The organism is Paraburkholderia aromaticivorans, assembly GCF_012689525.1.
Taxonomy (GTDB): Bacteria; Pseudomonadota; Gammaproteobacteria; order Burkholderiales; family Burkholderiaceae; genus Paraburkholderia; species Paraburkholderia aromaticivorans_A.
Genome location: NZ_CP051515.1, coordinates 427,874 through 451,406, shown reverse-complemented (window position 1 = coordinate 451,406; position 23,533 = coordinate 427,874). Strand labels below are relative to the sequence as shown.

The 23,533-nt window shown below is 61.7% G+C and carries 21 protein-coding genes; 8 read left to right on the top strand and 13 right to left on the bottom strand.

Annotation, left to right across the window (positions count from 1 at the left end):
- From HF916_RS13855 to HF916_RS13805, 11 genes are all read right to left on the bottom strand, one after another.
- Positions 1-732 carry an amino acid ABC transporter ATP-binding protein gene (locus HF916_RS13855; RefSeq protein WP_168789512.1) on the bottom strand — a complete coding sequence of 244 codons (732 nt, stop codon included), beginning with the start codon at positions 730-732 and terminating at the stop codon, positions 1-3.
- Positions 729-1,388 carry an amino acid ABC transporter permease gene (locus HF916_RS13850; protein ID WP_168789511.1) on the bottom strand — a complete coding sequence of 220 codons (660 nt, stop codon included), beginning with the start codon at positions 1,386-1,388 and terminating at the stop codon, positions 729-731. The genes HF916_RS13855 and HF916_RS13850 overlap by 4 nt, the downstream gene beginning before the upstream one ends.
- A gap of 79 nt (positions 1,389-1,467) precedes the next feature.
- Positions 1,468-2,229, bottom strand: a complete 762-nt coding sequence (locus HF916_RS13845) for a substrate-binding periplasmic protein (protein ID WP_168789510.1) — start codon at positions 2,227-2,229, stop codon at positions 1,468-1,470.
- A gap of 531 nt (positions 2,230-2,760) precedes the next feature.
- Entirely contained in the window at positions 2,761-4,395 is a 1,635-nt protein-coding gene (locus HF916_RS13840; protein ID WP_240975537.1) for a M48 family metallopeptidase, read from the bottom strand.
- 74 nt (positions 4,396-4,469) lie between these two features.
- Entirely contained in the window at positions 4,470-4,850 is a 381-nt protein-coding gene (locus HF916_RS13835; RefSeq protein WP_168789508.1) for a hypothetical protein, read from the bottom strand.
- 2 nt (positions 4,851-4,852) lie between these two features.
- Positions 4,853-6,607 (bottom strand): CHASE2 domain-containing protein, encoded by a 1,755-nt coding sequence (locus tag HF916_RS13830; RefSeq protein WP_168789507.1) that lies wholly within the window; start codon positions 6,605-6,607, stop codon positions 4,853-4,855.
- 638 nt (positions 6,608-7,245) lie between these two features.
- The gene (locus tag HF916_RS13825; RefSeq protein ID WP_168789506.1) at positions 7,246-8,349 is read right to left on the bottom strand and encodes a nucleoside hydrolase; all 1,104 of its coding nucleotides are present in this window, start codon (positions 8,347-8,349) and stop codon (positions 7,246-7,248) included.
- A gap of 122 nt (positions 8,350-8,471) precedes the next feature.
- Positions 8,472-9,404, bottom strand: coding sequence for a ribokinase (gene rbsK, locus HF916_RS13820; protein ID WP_431311422.1), 933 nt, complete (start codon positions 9,402-9,404; stop codon positions 8,472-8,474).
- Between the two features lie 168 nt (positions 9,405-9,572).
- On the bottom strand, positions 9,573-10,574 hold the full coding sequence (locus HF916_RS13815) for an ABC transporter permease (RefSeq protein ID WP_168789504.1): 1,002 nt from the start codon (positions 10,572-10,574) through the stop codon (positions 9,573-9,575).
- Between the two features lie 2 nt (positions 10,575-10,576).
- Positions 10,577-12,190 (bottom strand): sugar ABC transporter ATP-binding protein, encoded by a 1,614-nt coding sequence (locus HF916_RS13810; RefSeq protein ID WP_168789503.1) that lies wholly within the window; start codon positions 12,188-12,190, stop codon positions 10,577-10,579.
- 73 nt (positions 12,191-12,263) lie between these two features.
- Positions 12,264-13,229: a sugar ABC transporter substrate-binding protein gene (locus HF916_RS13805; protein WP_168789502.1), complete on the bottom strand. Its 966-nt coding sequence runs from the start codon at positions 13,227-13,229 to the stop codon at positions 12,264-12,266.
- Positions 13,230-13,422: 193 nt separating this feature from the next.
- Here HF916_RS13805 and HF916_RS13800 point away from each other — a divergent pair, with 193 nt between their 5' ends.
- Positions 13,423-14,295: a LysR family transcriptional regulator gene (locus HF916_RS13800; RefSeq protein ID WP_106278522.1), complete on the top strand. Its 873-nt coding sequence runs from the start codon at positions 13,423-13,425 to the stop codon at positions 14,293-14,295.
- A 20-nt stretch (positions 14,296-14,315) separates the two neighbouring features.
- Here the strand turns inward: HF916_RS13800 and HF916_RS13795 are convergent, their stop codons facing one another.
- Positions 14,316-15,269: a nitrilase-related carbon-nitrogen hydrolase gene (locus HF916_RS13795; protein WP_168789501.1), complete on the bottom strand. Its 954-nt coding sequence runs from the start codon at positions 15,267-15,269 to the stop codon at positions 14,316-14,318.
- Positions 15,270-15,361: 92 nt separating this feature from the next.
- Between HF916_RS13795 and HF916_RS13790 the strand changes: the two genes are divergently transcribed.
- From HF916_RS13790 to HF916_RS13780, 3 genes are all read left to right on the top strand, one after another.
- On the top strand, positions 15,362-16,261 hold the full coding sequence (locus HF916_RS13790; RefSeq protein WP_168789500.1) for a LysR substrate-binding domain-containing protein: 900 nt from the start codon (positions 15,362-15,364) through the stop codon (positions 16,259-16,261).
- Positions 16,262-16,505: 244 nt separating this feature from the next.
- Positions 16,506-17,546 (top strand): fatty acid desaturase, encoded by a 1,041-nt coding sequence (locus tag HF916_RS13785; RefSeq protein WP_168789499.1) that lies wholly within the window; start codon positions 16,506-16,508, stop codon positions 17,544-17,546.
- Positions 17,547-17,618: 72 nt separating this feature from the next.
- Positions 17,619-17,963, top strand: a complete 345-nt coding sequence (locus HF916_RS13780; protein ID WP_168789498.1) for a non-heme iron oxygenase ferredoxin subunit — start codon at positions 17,619-17,621, stop codon at positions 17,961-17,963.
- A 44-nt stretch (positions 17,964-18,007) separates the two neighbouring features.
- On the opposite strand, the gene HF916_RS13775 is transcribed toward HF916_RS13780, so the two are convergent.
- Complete coding sequence (locus HF916_RS13775) at positions 18,008-19,045, bottom strand: LacI family DNA-binding transcriptional regulator (RefSeq protein WP_168789497.1); 1,038 nt, start codon at positions 19,043-19,045, stop codon at positions 18,008-18,010.
- Positions 19,046-19,412: 367 nt separating this feature from the next.
- On the opposite strand from HF916_RS13775, the gene HF916_RS13770 reads away from it, so the two are divergent.
- The 4 genes from HF916_RS13770 (at position 19,413) to HF916_RS13755 (ending at position 23,506) form a co-directional block, all read left to right on the top strand.
- Positions 19,413-20,237 carry an isocitrate lyase/PEP mutase family protein gene (locus HF916_RS13770; protein ID WP_168789496.1) on the top strand — a complete coding sequence of 275 codons (825 nt, stop codon included), beginning with the start codon at positions 19,413-19,415 and terminating at the stop codon, positions 20,235-20,237.
- Between the two features lie 196 nt (positions 20,238-20,433).
- Complete coding sequence (locus tag HF916_RS13765; protein WP_168789495.1) at positions 20,434-21,153, top strand: hypothetical protein; 720 nt, start codon at positions 20,434-20,436, stop codon at positions 21,151-21,153.
- Positions 21,154-21,257: 104 nt separating this feature from the next.
- Positions 21,258-22,277, top strand: a complete 1,020-nt coding sequence (locus tag HF916_RS13760) for a LysR family transcriptional regulator (RefSeq protein ID WP_346777727.1) — start codon at positions 21,258-21,260, stop codon at positions 22,275-22,277.
- A 95-nt stretch (positions 22,278-22,372) separates the two neighbouring features.
- On the top strand, positions 22,373-23,506 hold the full coding sequence (locus tag HF916_RS13755; protein ID WP_168789494.1) for an alkene reductase: 1,134 nt from the start codon (positions 22,373-22,375) through the stop codon (positions 23,504-23,506).
- Positions 23,507-23,533 lie beyond the last annotated feature (27 nt).

Here is a 23,533-nt window from a genome sequence, read left to right as displayed (position 1 = left end):
TTATTCCGCGTGAGTCACGCGCCTCAGGAAGTCGCGCATGCGATCGTTTCTCGGATTCGTCAGCACCTCTTTCGATGTGCCTTGCTCGGCAATGCGCCCCCCATCGAGGAACAGAACGCGATCGGACACATTGCGCGCGAAGTCCATCTCGTGGGTCACGACGACCATCGTCATGCCCTTCTCGGCGAGTTTGCGCATCACCGCCAGAACTTCGCCAACCAATTCCGGATCCAGTGCCGAGGTCGGTTCGTCGAACAGGATCGCTTCGGGCTCCATGGCCAAGGCGCGTGCAATGGCCACGCGTTGCTGCTGGCCACCGGACAATTGATGCGGATAGTGGGCCATCTTCTCCGCGAGGCCGACCGATGCCAGGATTTCCTTCGCTAGTTCGCGTGCCGACGCCGCTGTCTCGCCCTTGACATGCACTGGCCCTTCGATCACGTTTTCGAGCGCTGTACGATGAGGAAACAGATTGAAGCGCTGAAACACCATCGCGACGCGCTGGCGAAGCTGCCGTATCTGCGGCCTCGCTGCATCCACGCGTTGGCCGGCGATCGTGACGCTGCCGCTGTCGTAGCGCTCCAGTCCGTTGATACAGCGAAGCAACGTGGACTTACCCGAGCCTGACGGCCCGATCAGACACACCACTTCGCCGGATTGAATTTCGGCGTTGATACCCGAGAGCACACGATGCGTTCCGTACGATTTATTCAATTGCTCGATCTTGATCATTTGCGGTGCCCAAAACGGCGTTCCAGTTGGCCGATGCAATACATCATCGGCAGGCTCATTGCCAGATACATCAGGGCGACCAGCGTGAAGATCGTGGCGCTCTTGAAGGTGGCGGAGGCGATCAGCTTGCTTTGCATCGACAGTTCGACCACCGTGATCACGGCCGTTTGTGAGGAATCCTTCAGCATCATGACGACGTTGTTGCCGTATGACGGCAACGCGATCTTGAACGCCTGAGGCAGCACGACGCGACGCATGAGCTTGACGCGCGACATCCCCAGTGATTGCGCGGCCTCGAACTGACCGATATCGACTGCGTCGATGCCGGCGCGGAACACCTCGGCCATATACGAGGAATACGCGATTCCCAAACCCAACGCGCCGGCCTGGAAGGCGGTCAGGCTCACTCCAATCTCCGGAATCACGAAATACATGTAGAACAGCAACACGATGATCGGCACGCCGCGAATCACATTGGTCAGCACGCGGCTCGCATTGGCTAGCGGCCGGATGCCGCTGACGCGCAGCAACGCCCAGATCAAGCCCAGCACCGTGGCGATAACCAGTGCTGCAACGGTGATGCAGACCGTCGTCAATACGCCCTGTAGTAATACGGGGAAGAATTCGGTGGCGTCACTAAAAAAAGATTGAAGCATTTCGGGTACCTAATCATGCCAAGCCAGCACGTTTGCGTTTCTGGAACAGGAAAAGCGTGGTCTGCGGGAAAACGGGCAATCAGGAAACGACGCCCCACTTCTTCAGGATGCCGTCCAGCGCGCCATTGGCTTTGAGCGTGACGATGGCGGCGTTGATCTTGCGCAGCGAATCGGCGTCTCCCTTCCTGACAGCCAGCGCTATCCTGGTCGGTACGACACTCCTGTAGGTGGTGACGATCCGAACGTCCTTTGAACCGCTTGCCTGGAGTTGGTAAGCCAGCACGGGTCCATCGCCGAATGCGGCGTCCAGTCGGCCTAGCGAAATGTCACGCATCATGTCGGCCATGGTTTCGTACATCTTCAACTCTTTCAGGCCGGACACGGATTGGAGCGGCTCCACATACGCCGTACCTATCTGCACGCCGACGACCTTGCCCTTCAGGTCCGCGAAGCGCTGATACGGCGTCATATCCTTGCTCGGCACGATGAGCGATTCACCGTATTCGACGACGACGTCCGAAAAATCAACCACCTCGGCGCGCGCCGGCGTCTTGGCGAACGCCGATGAAATCAGGCTGATCTTGTTGGTCTGTAACGCCGGCACCAGCGACGCGAACGGGACTGCGACGACGTCCGCCTTGAAGCCCACCTCTTTGCCGACCGCCTCGGCTACGTCGATCATCACGCCCTTCAGTGTGTTGGTTCTGGGATCGAGGAAGTTGAATGGCACCGCCGTGGGGGTGGCGCCGACCTTCAATACGGGGAGCTCGGCATGCGCGGAGCTGAGTGCGGCGGCACAGGCTATGGCCGCAAAAAGCGCCTTTAGGGGTTGTTTCAACATGTTGGGTGTCTCCGTCCTGGTGTTGGGTCGCGAGCTGCTGCTAGCAGTTGAACCGAATTTTTACGACCATTTATCGTATCGCACAGCAATTTATTAAAATCGTATAGCCATATTCTACAACGCACAGCGCAGCGACTGTCAAGGCAAAACAATTCAGCTACGGTGGAGGTGTTTGAGAGGTTTGTCGGGTAATTATCGGGGCCAGTCGAGATGCCGCAGCCGCCACCAAAGGCGGGGTAACGCTCGCGCGCACGAAATCGCAGACCGATACTGGGATCGGCTTCGAGATGGAGACTTCTCTGGCCCGGAGGAAGGTAGAGGTCTGCTTGACGCGGGGTGCGTCGCGCGGGCGCATCCACCGCAATGTGAGTTGGGCGTTGAAAACCGGCGGGTGCAGTGCCCGTTTATCGGCGTCGAGCGGACGCTCAGACGCCGATGGGCGAGTGACAGCTTCGGTCGATGATGAAATCGGGTGACGTATTTACCTTCCGCTTGCTCCGTGACAACTCGGGCGACAAACCACTTGAGCCATCACTTCGGCAACAGCCCCTTAGCCTGGTCGAGCATTTTGTCGACCGCCTTACTGAACCCGCCGGCCTGATCGTCGATCTTCTTTTGCGCGGGCGCCTGCGAAGCGGCGACGCAGGCAGCACGCATTTCCGGATGCTCCGTCCAGCATGTGTTAGCCAACTGCTTCGCGCGGTTCATATCCCCATGCTCGCGATACCACGAGATCACGTTGGGCCAGGTCACCGACGTCCTGCCGAAATATTCGAACTGTTGCAGTAAAAACGTTTCACCTTGCTTCGGGTCTTTCTGCCCTATGCGGTTGGCAAGATTGGTCTGCACCGCCCATGAGCGGTCGCGTGAGCCCAGATTGCGCCGCAGCACCTGCGTCTGTGAATCCGACGGACCCGATCGCGATAGCGTCATCAGATTCGACAACAGGAACACGGGGTATGCGTGGTCCGCTGTCGGGCCTGATGCGATCGTCGTCGCTACTTGCAGCGCTTGCGAGTAGTTGCCTGCGGCTTGCAGATCCTGCATGTCGGATATGGATTTGTAGTGGGCCAGAATCAGTGGCGTAGAACCGCGCTTGCGCGCGGCGTTCCACGGCTCGATCCGCGGGTCGGGCCGTTTGTCTCCGAGCATCGGGCGCACGAGTTCGGTCAAGTTGTCTTCGCGAGCGGCCGGATCGCCGTGATCGTCGTGCAAGGTTTCGAGTTGCGCCGAGATCTGGTCGTCGATCACCGCGCGGGCGTCGAAGAGATTTTCCGCGACGCTCGCCTGTGCGCCCGCACGCGCGGACGTGTACTGTGAGACCGCGTCACGCAGTTCGCCGATGCTGCTGAGCTGATTCGCCGTTTGCGCCGCGCCGCCGCCTGCCGCCGGCGCGAGCGGCTGGGTGTGTGCCTGCGCCGCGGCCTGCTGTCCGGCCTTCTCCCGCCCGGCTTGGAGTTGCTTCTCACGCAACTTCTGACGTCGTGCCTTGGCGTCCTGATCGTATGCGATCACGCGCTCGAAGAAAGCCTTGAATCCGTCGACATAGGAATAGCCACAACGCAGGCTGATCGTCGCGCCGAATCGGTCCGCTTGTTCCTCCACGCTGCGTTGCCAGGCAGGGAACAGCACGCGTGTGCCGAGTGTCTGCACCACGGCGATATTGTCGACGCCCGACCACGTGTTGGACGTCGGCGATTTGTTCGTCACTGTCCAGGCGAGCGACACGATGGCAAGCGATGTGTCGCCGGCCGTGCGCGCGTCGAAAATCGCGTGATGGTTGAGGTAGATATGGCCGAACTCGTGGGAGAGGATCGCAAATATCTCGTCCTCCGATTCGGCTGACTGCAACCAGCCGACCGAGACAAAGATGTTGCCGCCCGCGCTCGAATTCGCGTTGAGTCCGGTCTCGGAGATGATATGCACCGAGCCTGGGTAGTTCGGCGTGCCCGCGGTTTTCTTGATCGTTGCGAGCAGGCCGTTGAGATATGCCTCCATGTCAGGCATCGGCACGAGGCCCCAGCCGTCGGCTCGCGCATTCATCAGGTCGAGTTTGATGTCGGGCCAATCGCGAGCCGGTGGCGGGGGAATGGAGCCGACGGTGTCGAGGGTTGGTCCTTTCGCGGAACCGCCGCCGATGTTCAGGTTCGACAGGGCGCTTGGCATTTTGACGTCCGCGCATGCGCCGAGTAGAAGGCTCGCGCATGCGCCGCAGAAGTATCGCCGTCCGGTGTGCATGATTATTGGCACCGGTTGGTGGCGGCGCCTAGTGTGCCGGCGGCTTGGACGCCGGCAGACTTACTGCATTGCGCCTGCGCTTTGCGAACGACCTTCACAGCCATGCCGTCTACCCAATAGGGCTTGCCGTCGGACGTCACGGGATAGAAGCCATTTTTTGACGCGCCCACTACAGCAAGCCGCGATTCCGTCGCATCTTTCGAACTGCTCTTGGTGTCTGGCGCGCTGTAAATCTTCACTGCTTCGCCAGGTTTCAGCGCTTCGACAGATGTCGCAGTTTGAGCGAAGGCGTTGCCGCCAGTAGTTGCAACGAACGCTGCGGCCGCCGTTGCAGCCAGCAAGGCGTGCTTGATCCGCTGCCGGGCATTTCGAACTTTTTGCATGATCACTTCTCCTTGCTGTCGGTGATCCAGTTGAACAGATGTTCGCTCCACTCGAGCCATTCGACTGCAATAGCGCAGGCGAGGATATGCGCCACGACGAGAAATGGAACATGCATCCCGGCGCCAAGCAGGATCATCGCCACGCCGAATGACACAAGCACGGCAAGGCTGATTGCAAGCAACGCGATATTGAAACTGGCCGTGATTGACTTCGCGACCCACCAGTGCGGATGGAATCGCTTTCTCCAATGCGTGCGCTCGTGATGGAACTCCGCAAATACCTTCCTGACTTTCTTCTTGATGCTCACAATGATGAAGAACCCGATGAAACCAATGCCACCAAGAAGGAGAATCTTGACCCACCTGGTGACGGGCATTTTGAATTTGAGCTCCCAGGCTTCGACGTCTTCCAGATCGGAGTGATCACTCAAGAGATTGTCGAGCGCGGCTGCATGCAGAAACACGCCTGGAATACGGTCTTGAAGGGGCGATAGGACGAGGTCATTGGAATACGCGAACGATGTGCCAATCATCACGAAGCGCCCCCTGAACGCGTCGCTGAGTTCAGGATCACTGAGTTCCGTGTCTTTCGGCGCGCCAACGTTCAGTCCATCACCCATCTGCTTTGGCAGCCGGCTAGCGTGGATGGTCCGATAGTGCACACAGAGCGGCCGGCTCAATGGACGCAAGAACGCACGTGCCTCCGCGCGCAACAAGAGTCTGATCTGGTCCTCGCTCGACGTGCAGTACATCTCCTCGTCGTCGTCCCCGGAGTCCACCCGCGGCCAAAACCCATGACGCTCCTCCCTCTCTTCGTCCATGGACTCTCGCCAACGCAAGCCGTATGCCGCCGTGTCGAGTGGCCACGTGACCGACATGAACGCGGCCCTGTCGCACGGCACATCCAGCTTTCCGCTGTACACGTCCTTGAAGATCGCGAAGGCGGCACTCCGTGGACAGTCGCCTTCCGAAGTGCCGGGTTGCTCCGGCATAGCGTGCGCTGTTTGCTCGGTGCTCTGTGTTTGTTTGCTGGCGGACTCGTCCTTGGGATAAACGAGTGGATAAGTCCATGCTAGCCGGTCCACCGAATGGGCAGAAAACTCAATGCCAACACGTCTCAGGTTCTTCAAGTCGTGATCGCTATCGAGATCCGGGTTAGTGGTAAGCGTGTTTTCGGTCGTCCGGCGAGCAGCCAGAAATACCGGTATTCCGTGCGACGTCAAGCGCATAACCCCGTTTTTGAAGTCGTTGAAGTCAGAATCCTCCAATGTTTTGTGAGGACCAGGCTTGACGGTCTCGTCAATACATTCGGGTTTGTTGGGTTTCTTGGGTTTCGCGGCATCCTGTCCCTTGGACTGGGAAAGAATCACATCGATAAAAACACCCTTCGGCGGAAACTTGTTGAGATATCCCAGGAGCCAGCTGTAAAAAGGGTAATGAGCCGGCCAGCCTTCTTTGCAGGCAGCGAGAACCTCGGCATCAATTACGAGCACGGTGATGCTCTTGCCGTGCCAATCGCTCTGTTCCTTATCGACCGCCTTCTCTCGCTCGCGGTCAAACAGATAGCCTGAGAACGGCGCCGCGTAGCGCGCCATCGTCTGCGCACCCATTTCTTCGCCAAAACGTGTGGGCAGCAGAAAAGCAAGCACGATACCCAGCACTACCGATAGAGCAGCCCGGCCGAACAAATGCCAAAAGCCGCCGCCTTCGTGCTTCGCACCTTTATGCCCTTGTTCTTCTTCTTTCTGCGTCGCCATTGCCCGGCCTGGAATGTCAGAGGAACGAAACAACAGAAAGGAGTCTAGAAAATCCTATATCTTTACGTTAGCTTAATTTTCGTCGGGTAAACGCGAAGCGAAGCCTCCATGGCGTGAGCACCTTACGTATGAATAAAGTCCTTCGCGGATCACAACTGTCATTTTTTTCGTCTGGATGACTAAGATCTGCCACCGCTTTCCTTCCTCTCTGGCAAGGTCAGCGCTGGGTACATCAGCCGATAGTTAGCAATTCGCCGCCACTTGTCTCCTGTGCGGCAGCCCTAGTCGCAAACAATGTTCCGAACAGGCACAGCTGGCGGACAAAGACTATTCAGTTGCAACTCGTTTCGCCATATTGCGATTGAGGTCGGGGCACAGTCTTTTGCAACCGATGATGTTCCGTGGCGTAAAGACGCGATCAAAGATTTACCGGTCAAAACCACCGGCGTCACATCAAGCAAGCGCTGAAGAGCGAAATGGAATGAGCGGCGCCCCCTGCCAGGCGAGCGCACGCAGAGGCGGCCAGTCGGACGCCTATCCGGGCGCTATGCCACGCCCCTCGGAAGAACTCGTCCATCAAGTCCGACCGGGAGCGTGTGCCCCTGTAACGTTACCGGTTCTAGACGCATACCGCGAGGTCACGGCAACGTAATCGGCACAGGCCGCGTCAACAAATCCACATAAAGACCAAAAAACCGATTGTTATCAAACTGCGTAACATAAGTGATCTTCTGCGGCGAAGCACCCGCTGCCGGCTGATCCGGATAAACCGTCACATGCCCCTGATCCTCACCGCTCGTAGTATCGATATCCAGGTACGCACTCTTCGTCTGCGTAGCGTAAGTAGGATCAAGAAAATACGCGATCGTCAATGTATCGAACAAATCCGTATTATTAGCAAACGCCCCAGCATTCGCAATCCCATACGCCCTCGTCACCGCAGTCTGCTTGCTCGGGTTATTGACGATCTGGTCATACACGCTTTGAGTCAGCGGCACCGTATTCGTCACATCGAGCGGAATCACGGCTTGTGGAATCGACGTCTGCAACACCGTGCGCACAGCGAGCGGATCAAACCACCAGTTGAGTTCACCCACGGCGTTCGCATTGCCCGGCACCGCCATCGCGCCGCCCATGTAGACGATCCGTTTGATCAGCGGCACGATCTCCGGCGCCTTCATGATCGCCGTGGCAAGGTTAGTGGGCGGCCCGACCTCGAGAATAGTGACCTGGTTCGGATAGCGCTTGATGGTCTGAATCATGAAATCCGCAGCACCCAGCGCCTGCAGTTTCGTCGCCACCGCGAACCCATCCGGCGGCGCAACGAGGTGAGACTGCTGAGTCGGTTCGGGCCGGCTCCACGCGCCAAAATAGCCGTTCGGATTGGCCGCCTGCTGCGCGCGAATACTCGCTACATCGTATTGCAACGGATAGTCGGCGCCGCCGTACACGCCCACGACGTTCTGCACACCCATGCGTTCCACTGACTTGAGCGCATCCGACTCCTCCTGCAGCAACCAGTCGTTGCCGGTGACGACGGTGAGTCCAAGCAGATTGACCTTGCCCTGCCCCATCAACTGCGTGGTCATGGCGAAAAGCTGGCCGTCGTCGCCCATCGTGTTGAAGTCTGAATCGATGATGACCTTCGGCGCATTGGCGAGAGGATCAGTGGTCGATATGCCGCCTCCGCACGCAGCAAGTCCCAACGATATCATCAGTATGCCTACGTATTGTGATTTCATGTTTCGTCCATTCGAGAGCGTGATTAACAAGGGAACACCATCGTGAGATGGTGCCGATAAATCAACGTCGCGCCACCGAAAGTGGCAATACGGACCGCCTCATGTCACAACCGGCATCCGTGTCAGGCTGCGCTATCGACTTCCGCGCGAGTCGGTATCGATGGCTGCGCGCCCGCACGCGTCACGGAAATCGCCGCCGCGCGTTGCGCGAGGCTGATCGCGCCTTCCAGCGGTTGCCGTGAGGCGAGTTGCGCGGCGAAGACGCCAATAAAAGTGTCGCCGGCCGCAGTCGTGTCGACCGCTTGCACTTGCGGCGCGGGGAAATGCATGCCCTCGCCGCCTTCCACTAGTAGATAAGCGCCCTGCGCGCCGAGCGTGACGATTACATTGCGCGCGCCGCCCTGTTGCAATTCCGTCGCCGCGCGCCGCGCGCCGCTTTGCGATTCGACCGGCAGGCCGGCCAGAATGGCGGCCTCGACCTCGTTCGGCACGAGATAGTCGACTAGCGGCAGCCATTCCGCCGGCAACGGCCCTGTCGCCGGCGCCGGGTTCAACACGGTGATCTTGCCGAGCCGGCGAGCCAGCGCGAGCGTTGCGTGAACGGAATCCCACGGCGTTTCCAGTTGGCACACCACGATATCGCAAGCCTTGATGGCCGCTTCATGACGAGCCACGCTCTCCGGCGTGAGTTCGCCGTTGCTGCCGGCGACCACGACGATCGTGTTCTGCCCGTCGTCCGACACCGTCACCATGGCGACACCGGTCGGTTGGCCCGGATGAACCTCGACTCCGCTGCAGTCGATCCCTTCCGCTTCCAGATCCTTGACCCGCTGAGCGCCGTTCGCGTCTTTCCCGACGCATCCGACCATGGCCACCTGCGCGCCGATGCGTGCGGCGGCGACAGCCTGGTTCCCGCCCTTACCGCCGGCGACCTGCGAGAACTCATGTCCGCCAATCGTCTCGCCGGGGCGCGGCAAATGCGGCGCGCGAGCGACGAGATCCGTATTGATGCTACCCACTACCAGCACCCGGCCCTGCTTCGTTTCTTTTGACACGTTCATTCTCTCCTGTGTCGACCAGAGTTAGCGCTTTAGCGCTTACTCTGGTCCCATGCAAAGCGGTCGACCAGAGTTAGCGCTTTAGCGCTTACTCCGATCCCATGCAAAGCTCCGACCAGAGTTAGCGCTTTAGCACCTACTCCGGCCCCATGCAAAGCGGTCCAATTATGCGGCGCGACGCCGGCTTCGATAAGTATCCAGCACGACAGCCACGACAATCACAGCTCCCGTAATAATGCGCTTGGTCGGCTCGGTCGCGCCGATCTGCGCGAGACCCGCGGCCAGCACCGAAATGATCAACACGCCGAAGAAGGTGCTCGTCACTGACCCGCGGCCGCCCATCAAACTCGTTCCGCCGATCACCACCGCCGCGATCACCTGCAATTCGATGCCCTGCCCGGCATTCGGGTCCGCGGCCTCGAGCCGCGAAATCTGGAACAGGGAAGCCAAGCCGGCCAGCAAACCCATCATCGCGAACACGGCGATTTTGTAGGGTCGCGGATTGACGCCCGCGAGCCGCACCGCTTCCTCATTCGTGCCGATGCCCACCAGATAGCGGCCGAAGACGGTACGCGTCAACACGAACTGCGCGGCGACCATCACCACAATGGCAATGATGAACGCCGGCGAGATGCCGAACGCGACCGGGTTGGAGAGGAAATCGAAGGCATCGCCGATATAAGCCGTGCGCGAGTTGGTCAGCTGATACGCGAGACCACGCGCGGCTTCCAGCACGCCGAGCGACACGATGAACGACGGAATCCGCCACGCCACGGTGATTGCGCCGGTCACGCAGCCGGTCAGGGTCGCGCCCGCCATGCCGAGCAAGGCCGCCGGCAGCGCCGGCCAATGCCACTGCAAGGCCGCGACGCTCGTGAGCGCCGCGCCGAGCGCCAGCACCGAGCCGACCGACAGATCGATGCCGGCAATGATCAGCACGAACGTCATGCCGATCGACATCACGACGAGATCGGGAATCTGGTTCGCGATCGTGCTGAACGTGTCGTAGGTCAGAAAGTGTGAACTCAGCAGCGAGAACAGCACGATCATCCCGAGGAGCGCGCCGAGCAATCCAAGGTAGTTCGACAAGCCGAGTCGCGTGCCGAGCGGCTTCGCGTTTTTGGGTGGTTCGTTCTGCAGCGTAGGCAGGCTGGTTTCCACGGTCATGCTCAATACTCCACTAATTTATTTTCGTCGGGCGCCTTCGCGTCGGGGTCGATCGGCTCGTGCAGCATGTCATCGCGTTTCGCGTAGCCCGCGAATGCCGCCGCCAGCAGCGCGTCCTGCGTCCAGTCGCCGCGCTCGAACAGGCCTGTCATGCGTCCCGCCGACATCACCGCGATCCGGTCGCAAATGGCCATCAATTCGCGCAGATCGCTCGATACCACCACCAGCGCGCGGCCTTCGCGAGCCAGCGCGCCCATCAACGCATAGATGTCGAACTTCGCGCCGACGTCGATGCCGCGCGTCGGCTCATCGAACAGCAGCACCGTGCAATCGCGCGCGAGCCATCGGCCGATCACCACCTTTTGTTGATTGCCGCCCGACAACTCGGACACCGGTTGCGACGGCCCAGAACTGCGAATGCGCATCGCGTCGATTTGCTGGTGCGCCAACGCCGCTTCACGACGGCCATCCACCACGCCCTTGCTCGACACCGAACGCAAGTGGCCCAATGAGATGTTGGCGGCGATCGGCTGGGTCAGCAAAAGACCCTCGCCTTTGCGATCTTCGGTGATCAGCGCGATGCCGTGCTTCACGGCGTCCGACGGCGAGTTAATCATCACGGGCTCAAGCGCGCCGCCTTTACGCCCGATCGACACAGTGCCCGCGTCCGCACGGTCAGCGCCATAGATGAGCCGCATCAACTCCGTGCGCCCGGCGCCAATCAGCCCGCTGATGCCAAAAATCTCGCCGGCCTTGACCTCGAAAGACACGTCGCGCACCACCGGATCGCGCGTCATGCCGCTGACCTTGAAGGCCACTTCGCCGATGCGTCGCTCGCCGAGATCGATCCGGTCGCCGATATCGCGCCCCACCATCAGGGTCACGAGACGGTCGGTGGTGAGGTTGGCCATCTCGTCGACATGCACGAGCCGGCCGTCACGCAACACGGCAGCGCGCCTCGCGATACGCTTCAACTCTTCCAGCCGGTGCGAGATGTACACCAGCGCGACGCCGCGCGCCTTCAGCCGCTCGACCTGCTCGAACAGCAAATCCACTTCGCGGGCGGTCAGCATCGCAGTCGGTTCGTCGAGAATCAGCACGCGGCAATCGCCGATCAGATTGCGCGCAATCTCGACCAACTGTTGATGTCCGATACCCAACGTGCCGACCAGCGTATCGGGATCGATCGCGTCGAGGCCGACTTGCGCCATGGCATGCCGCGCGTCCTCACGCAACTTGGCGCGGTCGATCCAGCCAAACATGCCGCGCTGCGGCAAACGGTTCAGAAAAAGGTTCTCCGCCACCGAGAGCGTGGGCAACAGGTTCAGCTCCTGCATGACCATGCGCACACCGAGCGCCTCGGCGTCCTTGCGGCTGGCCGGCGTGTAGGCCGCGCCGCCGAGGGTCATCGATCCGGTAGTCGGCGTGACGAGGCCGCCAATGATCTTGGACAAGGTGCTCTTGCCGGCGCCGTTTTCGCCGGTCAGCGCCAGCACTTCGCCCGCGCGCAGTTCCAGCGAGACATCGGCGAGCACGGGCTCGGCATAGGTCTTGCCGATACCGTGCACGCGCAGCACGGGCGCGGCGTCACCAAGGGATGAGAGGGGAGTGGACATCAGATTGATTCAGGCTGGACAGAAATCAGACGGCGTGGCCCCTTGACGGAGCGGGCCACACCTTGCACCCGTCTTACTTGGTGACCAGATCGACCGGCGTTTCGACGACGCCGGACAATTCAGACTGCTTCTTGTGTTCGGAGAGCGCCTTCAGAGCCGTGTCGATGCCGAACACCGCCTGCTTGGCCGCATATTGATTGGCGGTGGCGAGCACGCGGCCGTCGGCGAGCATGGGCTTGATCGCGTTGATGTCGTCGTAGCCCACTACCTGCACCTTGCCGGCCTTGCCGGCCGCGCGCACGGCCGACACGGCGCCGATCGCCATGTTGTCGTTGCCGCACAGCAAAGCCTTGACGTCCGGGTTCGCGTTGAGGATCTGACTCGCGACGGCGTTGCCCTTGTCGATTTCCCACTCGCCCGATTGCAGCGCGACGACCTTCATGCCGCCCGTCGCCATGGCCTGCTTGAAGCCCGCCGTGCGTTGCTGCGCGTTGGTCGTGGTCGTGACACCTTCGATAATGCCGACGTTGTCGCCCGACTTCAGGTGCTTGGCCAGGTAGTCACCGACCTTCTGCGCGCCCTTCGCGTTATCCGGCCCGACGAACGGGATATTCAGGGATTTCGACTTGAGGACCTCGTCGTCCAGCTTGTTGTCGATATTGACCACGATGATGCCCGCGTCGACCGCTTTCTTCAGGACCGGCACGAGTGCCTTGGAGTCGGCCGGCGCGATTATCAGCGCGTCGACCTTCGAGACGATCATCTGCTCGACGATGCGGATCTGGTTCGCGGTGTCCGTTTCGTCCTTGATGCCGTTGGTGACCAGGTCAAATTTCGCCGGATTCTGCTTCTGATAGTCCTTGGCGCCCGTTTCCATGGTCAGGAAGAACTCGTTCGCCAGCGACTTCATGACAAGCGCGACTTTCGGTTTATGGGCGGCCTGAGCAAAGGCTGCCGGCATCGGCAAAATCGACACAGCGAGGAAAGCTGCGCCGGCTGCGATGGCGCGACGGCGCGCCGGTAGGAAATGGCGAATCATTGATGTCTCCGTATCGCTCGTTCGGTCTACTGAGAGCCGTTGAGTCGTGTGATGGGTAGGAACGCCGCACTTGCCACCACTTGCTCGACCCTTCAGGTCTTTCGCGTGATGCCGGGCAAGTATGGCCAGATCCAATCCTATCTCCGCGAACTGCGTTATGCTATGCCAAATTTCAAAACCTATCGTTTCAAAAATGGAACACGTAGACTGGGACGACCTGCGGATTCTGGTGGCGATCGCCCGCGAGGGAACGATGCGATCGGCCGCCGCGGCGTGCGACCTGAGCGCGCCGACCCTGTCGCGCCGCCTGACCGAGCTTGAACGACGCCTGGGCGAACCGCTCATCGACCGGGTGCCGTCGGGCTGTACCGTGACCGCGTTCGGCGCCAAGGTGCTGGCCTGGGCGGAGCAGATGGAGGACCTCGCGCACCAGATCGAACGCGCCGCGGACGTGAACGGCGGCGCGCCCGCGCATGGCACGGTGCGCATCAACGCCGTCGAGTGGCCGTCGTACATTCTGCTGAAGCTGCTCGGCTCGTTTCAGGACCGGCTGCCTGGGCTTGCGATCGAAGTGCTGACTTCGCGGCGTCCCTATAGCCTTGCGCGGCGCGAGGCGGACATTGCCCTGTGGTCCGAATGCCCGGAAGAGGGCGACCTGTACGTCCGGCGGATCGGCAGAATCCGCTTCGGGCTGTTCGGCTCGCGCGACTACTATCTCCGTCACAAGGCGGCGATCGTGAAGAAGGAGTGGGACAAGCTGTCGTTCGTCGGCTACGACGACCGTCAGCCCGATCACCCGGCGACGCAATGGCTGAAGGCGCTGCCCGGCGCACCGGCGCCGTCGCTTCGCAGCAGCTACGGCATGGGCGTGTTCGACGGCGTGCTGGGTGGCTCCGGGCTCGGCATACTCGCCCAGCTAGCCGGTGACACGACGAGCGATCTCGTCTGCGTGGAGAAGCACATCAAGGCGCTCGATCAGGATGTGTGGATGGTGTTGCATCCCGCTCTGCGCGACAGCGAGCGGATCCGGACCGTGGCGAACCTGATTGCCGAGATCTTCCGCTGACGTCGCCTGAAGAACGAACGCTAGCGTATCGGCCGATTGCGGCTAACCTGCGCAAAACTGAGCGCGATCGCGCCTCGCGAAGAGACGCCGCGTGGCTCGAAATCCGCCGCTCGATGGCCGGATCGGGTCAGTAAGCCGTAGAGTTCCGGGCGACGGGCCGTCAGCCATTGCTGCCCGGCACTTCCATCGATCAGGCCTCTGTCCAGATCGGCGGAAATGAGTGCGTCTCGCGCGCTGCTCTCGGCGAGCACGCGACCGCATGGATCGACGATCATCCCTGCCCCGCTCGACTGTTCTGGGTCGTCCACGTCGCCCCCTTCGCTGAAGACGACGAACATGCCGTTGTCACCGGCTCGCGCCGGCAGCGAGCGACGCAGCGATTGTGCCATCGCAACAGGTTGCGTTCGGCTATCGCCGGTCCGGTTTGCGCCGTCGCTGCGATGCGGCGCGATCAGCAGCGTCGCGCCCATGAGCGCCGTCATCCGCATGTTCTCGACCAGATAATTGTCGCCGCCAATGAGGATGCCCACGCGAACGCCCCACGTCGTATCGAAGACGGTGAACCGGTCGCCGTTGCTGATCCGCCGATGCTCGAACGCATGCAGCTTGCGGTGGCAATGGCGTACACCGCCCGGCAGGCACACCACGTAGCTGTTGAACAAACGTCCATCGGCTGCGCGCTCGACGAAGCCCACACCAGCGGCCACGCCAGAGCGTTCGACCGCATCGGCAACCGCGCGGATCGACGGTCCGTCGAGCGGTTCAGCAAGCGCATCGAGTTCCGCGCGATGAAGCTTCGCCATGCTTCCGTAGCCACCGATACAGGTCTCCGGAAATACCACCAGCCCGATGTCCTTCTCAGCGGCAAGCGCCAGGCAATCCGTGATGCGCGCGACGTTATGCGGGGCGTCGCCGGGACGTGAACCGAGCGAGGCGGCTGCAACGCGAAGCAATGGAACAGTGGAGGAGCACATCTTCACGACCGGATAGATAGAACGACACCATTGGACCGCTCCCCCTTCGATAAGTAAAATGAAAAATTCTATGCGTTCAATCACTTGCTGGAATGGAACTTAAACTCCTGCGCGCTTTTCTGACCGTCGCCGAACTCCGCCACTTCGGGCACGCCGCCGAAGCGCTGTATGTCAGTCAGCCCGCTCTGAGCAAGCAGATCGTGGCGTTGGAAGCGAGCCTTGGCGCGCGGCTGTTCGAACGCGGGCGGCATGGCGCGGAACTGACGATCTTCGGCGAAGGATTTCTTGCCGACGCCGAGGCGCTGGTCCGCGACGCGGACAACATTCTCGCGCGTGCGCGCGAGGCGAGCAGCGGCACGCGCGGCTATCTACGCGTCGGCCTCGGACTCTCGACCCTGACCGAAGCGCCGCAACTGATCGCCCAATTCCGCAAGCTCCATCCGAAAGTCAGCGTCACCCTCAACGATCTGTCTTCCGCGGAGCAATCGCGGCGGCTTCTCGCCGGCAAGCTCGATGTCGGCTTCCTGCGCTTGCCCGCCGACGCCGGCCTGTCGACGTTGCCGATACTCGACGAAGCCCTGGCATTGGCGATACCGCAGTACGCGCGCTGGAAACGCGTTCCGTCGAATCTGCAGGAATTGAACGAGCCCGGGTTCATCGCGCTGTCACGCGGACGCGGCCCTGGCCTCGCGGCACAAATCGACCACTGGTGTGGCGAACATGGCTTCGTGCCCAGGGTGATCCAGCAAGCCGACGAGATTCAATCGGTTCTCGCCGGCGTGGCGGCGGGCGTCGGCGCGGCGTTCCTGCCCTCGCGCGCGCAATATCTGTTGCGCGACGCAAGGGTGCTGCCGCTGCGCGATGCTGCCGCCCGCTGGCGTGTCGGGATGGCGTGGCAGACCACGCGCGACGATCCCGTGGTGGCGAATTTCGTCGCATTCGTTCGCGCGTCGAAGAAGTCGCTGCGTGCCGGTTCCACTGAGCCGGCCTGATAGATAACGCGTCGGCGGACTCGCCCGCCTGGCGAAGCCTTCACCGACCGTCGCGCCCGCTACCGCTTCAAGCTGCACGATTGCCTTATCCGGCGCGGCACGCGCGACCATTGATGGAAATCCATCATTTTTCAGCGTGAAGCCGCCCGTCCCATCCTCTATCGTTGACCCAACGAGAAGCGCGGCCGCCCCATCGGACTGACGGGAAGCCCGCAAGCACAAAGCGGTCATCAGGAGACACCCCATGTCCACGACTCCCGGCGTCGGCAGCGCAGCCGCACCTCGCGTCACCGACACAGCCTTTGAAGACGGCATCGGCCAGCAGTGGTATCAGCCCATCATCGCGCGCGCGGTGCTCAAGGATTTGATGAAGCGCAGCGACGCTGAAGGCTGGCGCAACTTCGGACTGTGGCTGGCCTTGCTGATCGCGTCAGGTGTCGTCGCGGCAATGACATGGGGAAGCTGGTGGGCAGTGCCGGCGTTCTTCGTCTACGGCACGATCTATTCGTCGAGCGATGCGCGCTGGCACGAACTCGCGCACGGCACGCCGTTCAAGAGCCGCCGCGCCAACGACTTCTTCTATCACCTGTCGTCGTTCATGACGATTCGCGAAGGCTACTGGTGGCGCTGGAGCCACGCGCGGCACCACACGCACACCTACTTTCAGGCGCGCGATCCCGAGATCCAGGTCGCACGGCCGACCAAAGTCTGGCCGATCGTCATCGACTTTCTCGGCATGGTGGGCTGCACGGTGGAAATCGGCAAGGTCGTACGGCACGCGTTCGGCCGCGTCGACGCCGCGACCGACGCGTTTCTCCCTGCCTCCGAGAAACCCAAGATGATCTGGTCCTGCCGCATCTACCTCGCCGTCGTGCTGGGCACGATCGTGCTCGCGATCGCCATGCGCAGCTACCTGCCGCTCATGTTCGTCTGGACCCCGCGCTTCTACGGCGGCTGGCTGCATCAACTGCTCGGCCTCACGCAACATGCGGGACTCGCCGTCAACGTGAAAGACCATCGGCTGAACACGCGCACGGTGCATATCAATCCGGTGTTCCGCTTTCTCTACCTCAACATGAATTACCACCTCGAACATCATCTTCTGCCGATGGTGCCGTTCCACGCGCTGCCGCGTCTGCACGAAGCGATCAAGGACCAGTTACCGCCGGCCTATCCGAGTCTCTTTGCGGCGTATCGCGAGATGCTGCCCGCGCTATGGAAACAGCGCTCCGATCCTTGGCACGTGATTGAACGGAAGATTCCGGTCGAGGACGCGCCCGCGTGACCCGCGCGGCGGAGTCCCCGCACAGTCGAACGCCTGAACGCCTCTAAACCTCATCAAATAACGGAGACTCGCGTGACCGTCGAAACCAGCAACATCAAGTGGGTGGTGGCCTGCGCCACCGGCGATATCGATGAAGAAGACGTGATCCGCTTCGATCACGCGGGCGCGAGCTACGCGGTGTACCGGATCGATCAGGGCTTCTTCGCATCCGACGGCTGGTGTACGCATGAACACGCGCATCTCGCCGACGGCTTCGTCGTGGATCGCGAGATCGAGTGTCCGCTGCATCAGGGACGTTTCGACATTCCCACCGGCACGCCGAAAAGCCCGCCAGTGTGCGTGCATTTGCAAACCTATCCGGTGCGCGTCGAGAACGGCGAGGTGCTGCTGGGCGTTCCCGCGACGGACGAGTCGTGACAAGCCATCCCGCGAGGGTCATCGTCGACGCGGGCAGAGTGGCGCTAGTCGCTCAGCGGCAGGTTCTCGCGCAATAACACGGTGACGGGAATCTGATGAGGCAAGGCCACGCCCGGATCGCGATGGTAGTGCCGCAGCACGATTTCGATGGAACGCATGGCTTCGCCGGCCGGATTCTGATCGAGCACGGCGTCGAGCGTGCCCTCTATCAGCAGCCGTCGCGAACTCTCGTTGAGTTCGTGACCGACGAACACCGTCGAGCGCGTGCGCTCGAGTGCCACGAGCGCCGCGCCGACGCCTTCGTTGCCGACTGAAATGTTGTAGATGCCGCGCAAGTCGGGATAGCGCCGGAAAGCGTCGCGAGTGAGCCGTTCGGTGATCACCGACTGCTCGCGGCTCTCCACGGTTTCCACGATGTCGCAGTTCGGAAAGCGTCGCCGCAGCACGGAACGAAAGCCGCTTTCGCGTTCTTCGTGGCCGAGGAAATCATGCATGCCGGTCAGGACGAGCACCTTACCGCCCGCCTCGCCGATAAAGCGGCCGACCAGTTCGCCGGCGACGCGTCCCGCGCAGCGATTGTCGATGCCGACGTAGGCAAGCCGCTCCGTGCCCGGCAGATCGCTGGCGAGCGTCACGACTGGAATGGTGCGGCTGATCTGCCGCAGCGCCGCGGCAATGTCCGGATGCTCGTACGCGACGATGACGAGCGCGTCGGCTTTCTGCGTGGCGCGGCGAATGGTGTCGACCACACGCGCCGGCTCGAGGCTTTCGAAGTAAGTGACTGCGCAGATCACGCGCTGCCCCTCGAACGTCTTTTGCGCCACTTCAAAGCCCTGCTTCAACGACACGTAGTAGGGCGACGCCGGTTGCTGCAACAGGATCGCGATACGCAGCCAGCGTACCGACACCGAGTCGAGCGCGCGGTCGATCTTCAGCTTGCGTGCCCATTCGAGCACGCTCATTTCCTTCGCGCGCGACACGCCGCCTCGTCCGTTCAGCACACGGTCGACGGTCGCCTCGCTGACACCGGCGGCTTTCGCGATGTCGGTCATGCTCGTTTTGCGGCGAGTGGAACTGGGCATTCGCGTCAGCCTGACGGAGAGGAGAAGCGACGATGAGGGGATCATCGCATTACGGCTGCGGTGCATCAAGCCGCGCTGGTGGTTGCGCAAAGATCGATCGGGGAAGTCACCGAGCTGCCTTGTCGTTGCTTGTCGAAAGGCGCGCTCGCGAGACTAGCGAGCGGCGATGCCTGTCCGGACATACGTATGTCGCACACAGAAGGGTAAATTTCACGGATGATGAGACCCGCCGCAACCCGCTCCGCCACGTCCATCACGCCGGCGATCCGCGCACGGCGGACACCGAAACCGACTTCCCGGTCGTGGACCTCGAGGTCGCATAACCAGCTCGGGCAGCTCAGGCTCGTCCGTTTTCAGGAGATACGCCATGTCCCGCACCGTCGCCGAGAAGCGCGCCGCCTTCAAAGCCCTGCACACGTCCGGTTGTTTCGTCCTGCCCAATCCGTGGGACGCCGGCAGCGCGCGCTATCTGCATACGCTCGGCTTCCAGGCGCTCGCCACGACCAGTTCGGGCTTTGCCTGGTCCACCGGTCACGCCGACAACGCCTTGCCCCGCGACGCGATCCTCGCGCATCTGCGCAAGATCGTCGAAGCGACCGACCTGCCCGTCAACGCGGACTTCGAGAACGGCTTCGGCAGCACGCCGAACGAAGTGGCGGAAAGCGTCAGGCTCGCCATCGAAACCGGCGTGGCAGCCCTGTCGATCGAAGACTCCACCGGCGATGCCGCCGCGCCGCTTTTCTCCATCGAGGTTGCCGTCGAGCGAATCCGCGCCGCGCGCCGCGCCATCGACGAAAACGGCGGCGATACGCTGCTGGTCGGCCGGGCGGAAAACTTCTTTGCCGGCTCGCCCGATCTCGACGATGCGATCGCGCGCCTGAAGGCCTATTCCGAGGCCGGCGCCGACTGTCTGTACGCGCCGGGCATTCAGACGCGCGAGCAGATCGAGGCGGTGGTCGCCGCCGTCGCGCCGAAACCCGTCAATCTGCTGATCGGTTCGACGTCGGCGTTCACGCTGCAGGACGTGGCCGCGCTCGGCGTGCGGCGCGTCAGTGTCGGCGGCGCGCTAGCCCGCGCGGCGTGGGGCGGTTTCATGCAGGCGGCGCAGTCGCTGGCTCAAGGCCGCTTCGACGGCTTTGCCGGCGCGGCGCCGGGCTCGCAACTCAACGAGCTGTTTGAGAACCGCGCGTAAGACGTGGTGACGCGGCTTGCGGTTACCGGCGACGGCGCCTCATGGCGCCGGTATCGCCACGAATGCGCGTGATTGACGGGAAAGAGGGAACATTTGACGTACGACGAATCCGGTATGGCATATAGGATGTTTTGGCTTCCCGACTATCCGTGCCAGCACGCTGCCGTTGCCCGCGTCAACTCTTGAGGTGGAACCCATGAACGATCTCCTGACATTCGCTGTCGACGCACATGGTGGGATGGAACGCTGGGATAGCTTCACGCGGCTTTCCGCCGAACTGTCCGTCGACGGCGCCATCTGGCATGTCAAGCAACAGCCTGGACTGCTCATCGACAAGCGCATCGACCTCACTACGCATACCGAGAAGCTGAGCATCACGCCGTTCACGGCGCCCGATCTGCGCAGCGTCTTCGTGCCTGGGCTCCTGACTTTGGAAACCCTCGACGGCGCGGTCACCGAAACGCGCGAGCATCCGGAGGCCGCTTTTGCCGGTCACTCGGTCGAGACGCAGTGGGATAAATTGCACGTGGCGTACTTCGCCAGTGAAGCTTTCTGGACCTACCTGACGTCGCCTTTCCTTTACACCTACCCGGGTTTCGAAAGCGAGGAAATCGAACCGTGGCAGGAGAACGGCGAAACCTGGCGCCGCCTGAAGGTGACATTCCCAGATCACATCGCGAGCCACACGCGTACGCAAATTACGCATTTCGGCCCCGATGGGCTGATGCGCCGTCACGATTACACGGTCGATATTCTCGGTGGCGCGACCGGCGCGAATTACGTCAGCGAGTATCGCGAGTTCCAGGGCATCCAGATGCCCACGCGGCGTCGCATCTACGCCTATGACAGTGCGATGCGGAAGGTGCCGGAACCCCTGCTCGTCGCTCTCGACTTCGGCCTTATCGAGTTCAGTTAAAGCAGGTTGCAGCGGCGCTCAATCGGCGGCAAGCCCGTGTGAGCGTCATCCGCAATGCTGGCAACGGCACCCCTCGCCCAAAAGAAGCCTGGCTAACTCGATGTATGATCGGATCGCACCGCCCGCCGGTGCGGCTCGACCAGCCAATTCAACAGGGGTGGCCCTTGGACAAATTTCAGGCGATGCAGGCTTTTGTGCGCGTGGTGGAAACGGGAACGTTCACGAGGGCCTCCGAAACCCTGGACATTCCCAAGCCAACCGTCACCCGGCTGATTCAAACGCTCGAAGCGGAGTTGGACACCAAGCTGCTCAACCGCACCACCCGCAAGGTCAGCCCGACCACCGACGGCACCGCCTACTACGAACGTGCCGTCCGGCTGCTCAACGAACTGCAGGAACTCGAAGGCGTGATGTCGCGCTCGAAGAGCAATCCTCGCGGCCGTCTGCGCGTCGATTTTCCGGTGCCGATCGGGCTCGGCCTCATCATCCCCGCGCTGCCCGATTTCGTCGCGCGCTACCCGGATATCAAACTCGACTTCGGTGTCAGCGACCGGCCGCTGGATCTCGTGACTGAGAACATCGATTGCGTCGTGCGCACCGGCAAGGTCACCGACCAGTCGCTGGTCGCGCGGCGGCTCGGCGAAGTGCGCCAGGTGCTGTGCGCCACCCCGGACTACTGGAAACGGTATGGCCGCCCCAAGCATCCTTCTGAACTGGAACATGAGCACGTGGTGATCCAGATGGTTGCGGCGCGAACCGGACGGGCGTTCCCGATCGCGGTCACCCGAAACGGCGAGAGAGTCGACGTCACGCCCGAGCGCACACTGACCGCGAATGATTCGACGGCCTGTCTCGCGATGGGCCTGTCGGGCCTGGGCGTCGTGCATGCGCTGACGTTTCTGGGCCGGATGCATTTCGAAAGCGGCACACTGGAACCGGCCTTTGCCGACTGGTGGGCCGACCCTATTCCCGTGTACGTCGTCTATCCGCCGAACCGGCATCTAAGCGCCAAGGTACGCGTATTCGTCGATTGGCTGGTCGCCCTGTTCGCGGCCAGCGATACAGCGTACAAACCGGCATTGCAGGTAGAACTGCTACCCGTGATTGTTTCACAGGTGAAATAAAGTAGGACCTTCACGCCTATTTATTGCCGACTGGCGATCACTTAATCTGTGTCCATCTGCTCCACGCGAGCACTCCACAGAAAAAAGTGATCGACATGTCTGAACTCTTCAATCCCATCAAGGTAGGTCCTTATCAATTGCAGCATCGCGTCGTGATGGCGCCGCTCACACGTATGCGTTCGGCGAAAGGCGACGTGCCCAATCCGTTGATGCGCGAATACTACGAGCAGCGCACCTCGGCGGGTGGCTTCATCGTGTCGGAAGCGACTGTCGTGTCGGCGAACGGCAACGGCTACCTCGGCGCGCCCGGGATCTACTCGGATGCGCAGATTCCCGGCTGGAAGGTAATCACCGAGGCCGTGCACGCAAAACGCGGCCGCATTTTCCTTCAGTTGTTCCATGCAGGCCGTCAGTCGCATCGCGATATGCAGCCGGATCGTGTGCTGCCTGTCGGCGCGTCCGAAATCGAATCGGAAGGACTCGCCTACACCGCCAGCGGCTGGGTGCCGAGCACGCCGAATCGTGCGCTCACCGAAGCCGAAGTCGTGGCGCTGGTCGAAGATTTTCGCTCGGCAGCACGGCGCGCTCTGGAAGCAGGATTCGACGGCGTCGAGATTCACGGTGCGAACGGCTATATCGTCGACCAGTTTCTGCATGACGGCAGCAACCAGCGTAACGACGCGTACGGCGGTTCGATCGAGAACCGCGCGCGTTTCCTGCTCGACGTCACGCAGGCCGCGATCTCCGTGTGGGGCAGCGATCGCGTGGCCGTGCGCATCGGGCCCAGCGGCTCGTTCGGCGACATGTCGGATAGCGATCCCGTCGCGCTCTTCACGCATGTCGTGAAGGAACTCGACAAGCTCGATCTCGCTTACCTCCATCTGATCGAACCGCGTGTCGCGGGTAACGCCGCCGACGAAAGCCGCGATCAGAACCCGATCGCCGCGCGCCTGTTCCGGCAGTCGTATCGCGGTGTGATCATCGCGGCCGGTGGATTCGACGCCGACTCGGCGCAAGCGATTCTTGCCGAAGGCAGCGCCGACCTGGTCGCGTTCGGCCGTTACTTCATCTCCAACCCCGATTTGCCCGAACGTTTTCGCCACAAACTGCCGCTGAATGACTACGATCGCGACACGTTCTACGGCGGCACGGCTGTCGGCTACACCGACTACCCGTTCTACACAACGCCCGAAGCGAGCCGTGAAGCGGCACTGGAATTGGCGGCCTGAGTCCGAGCATCAGCAGACGTCCCGCAC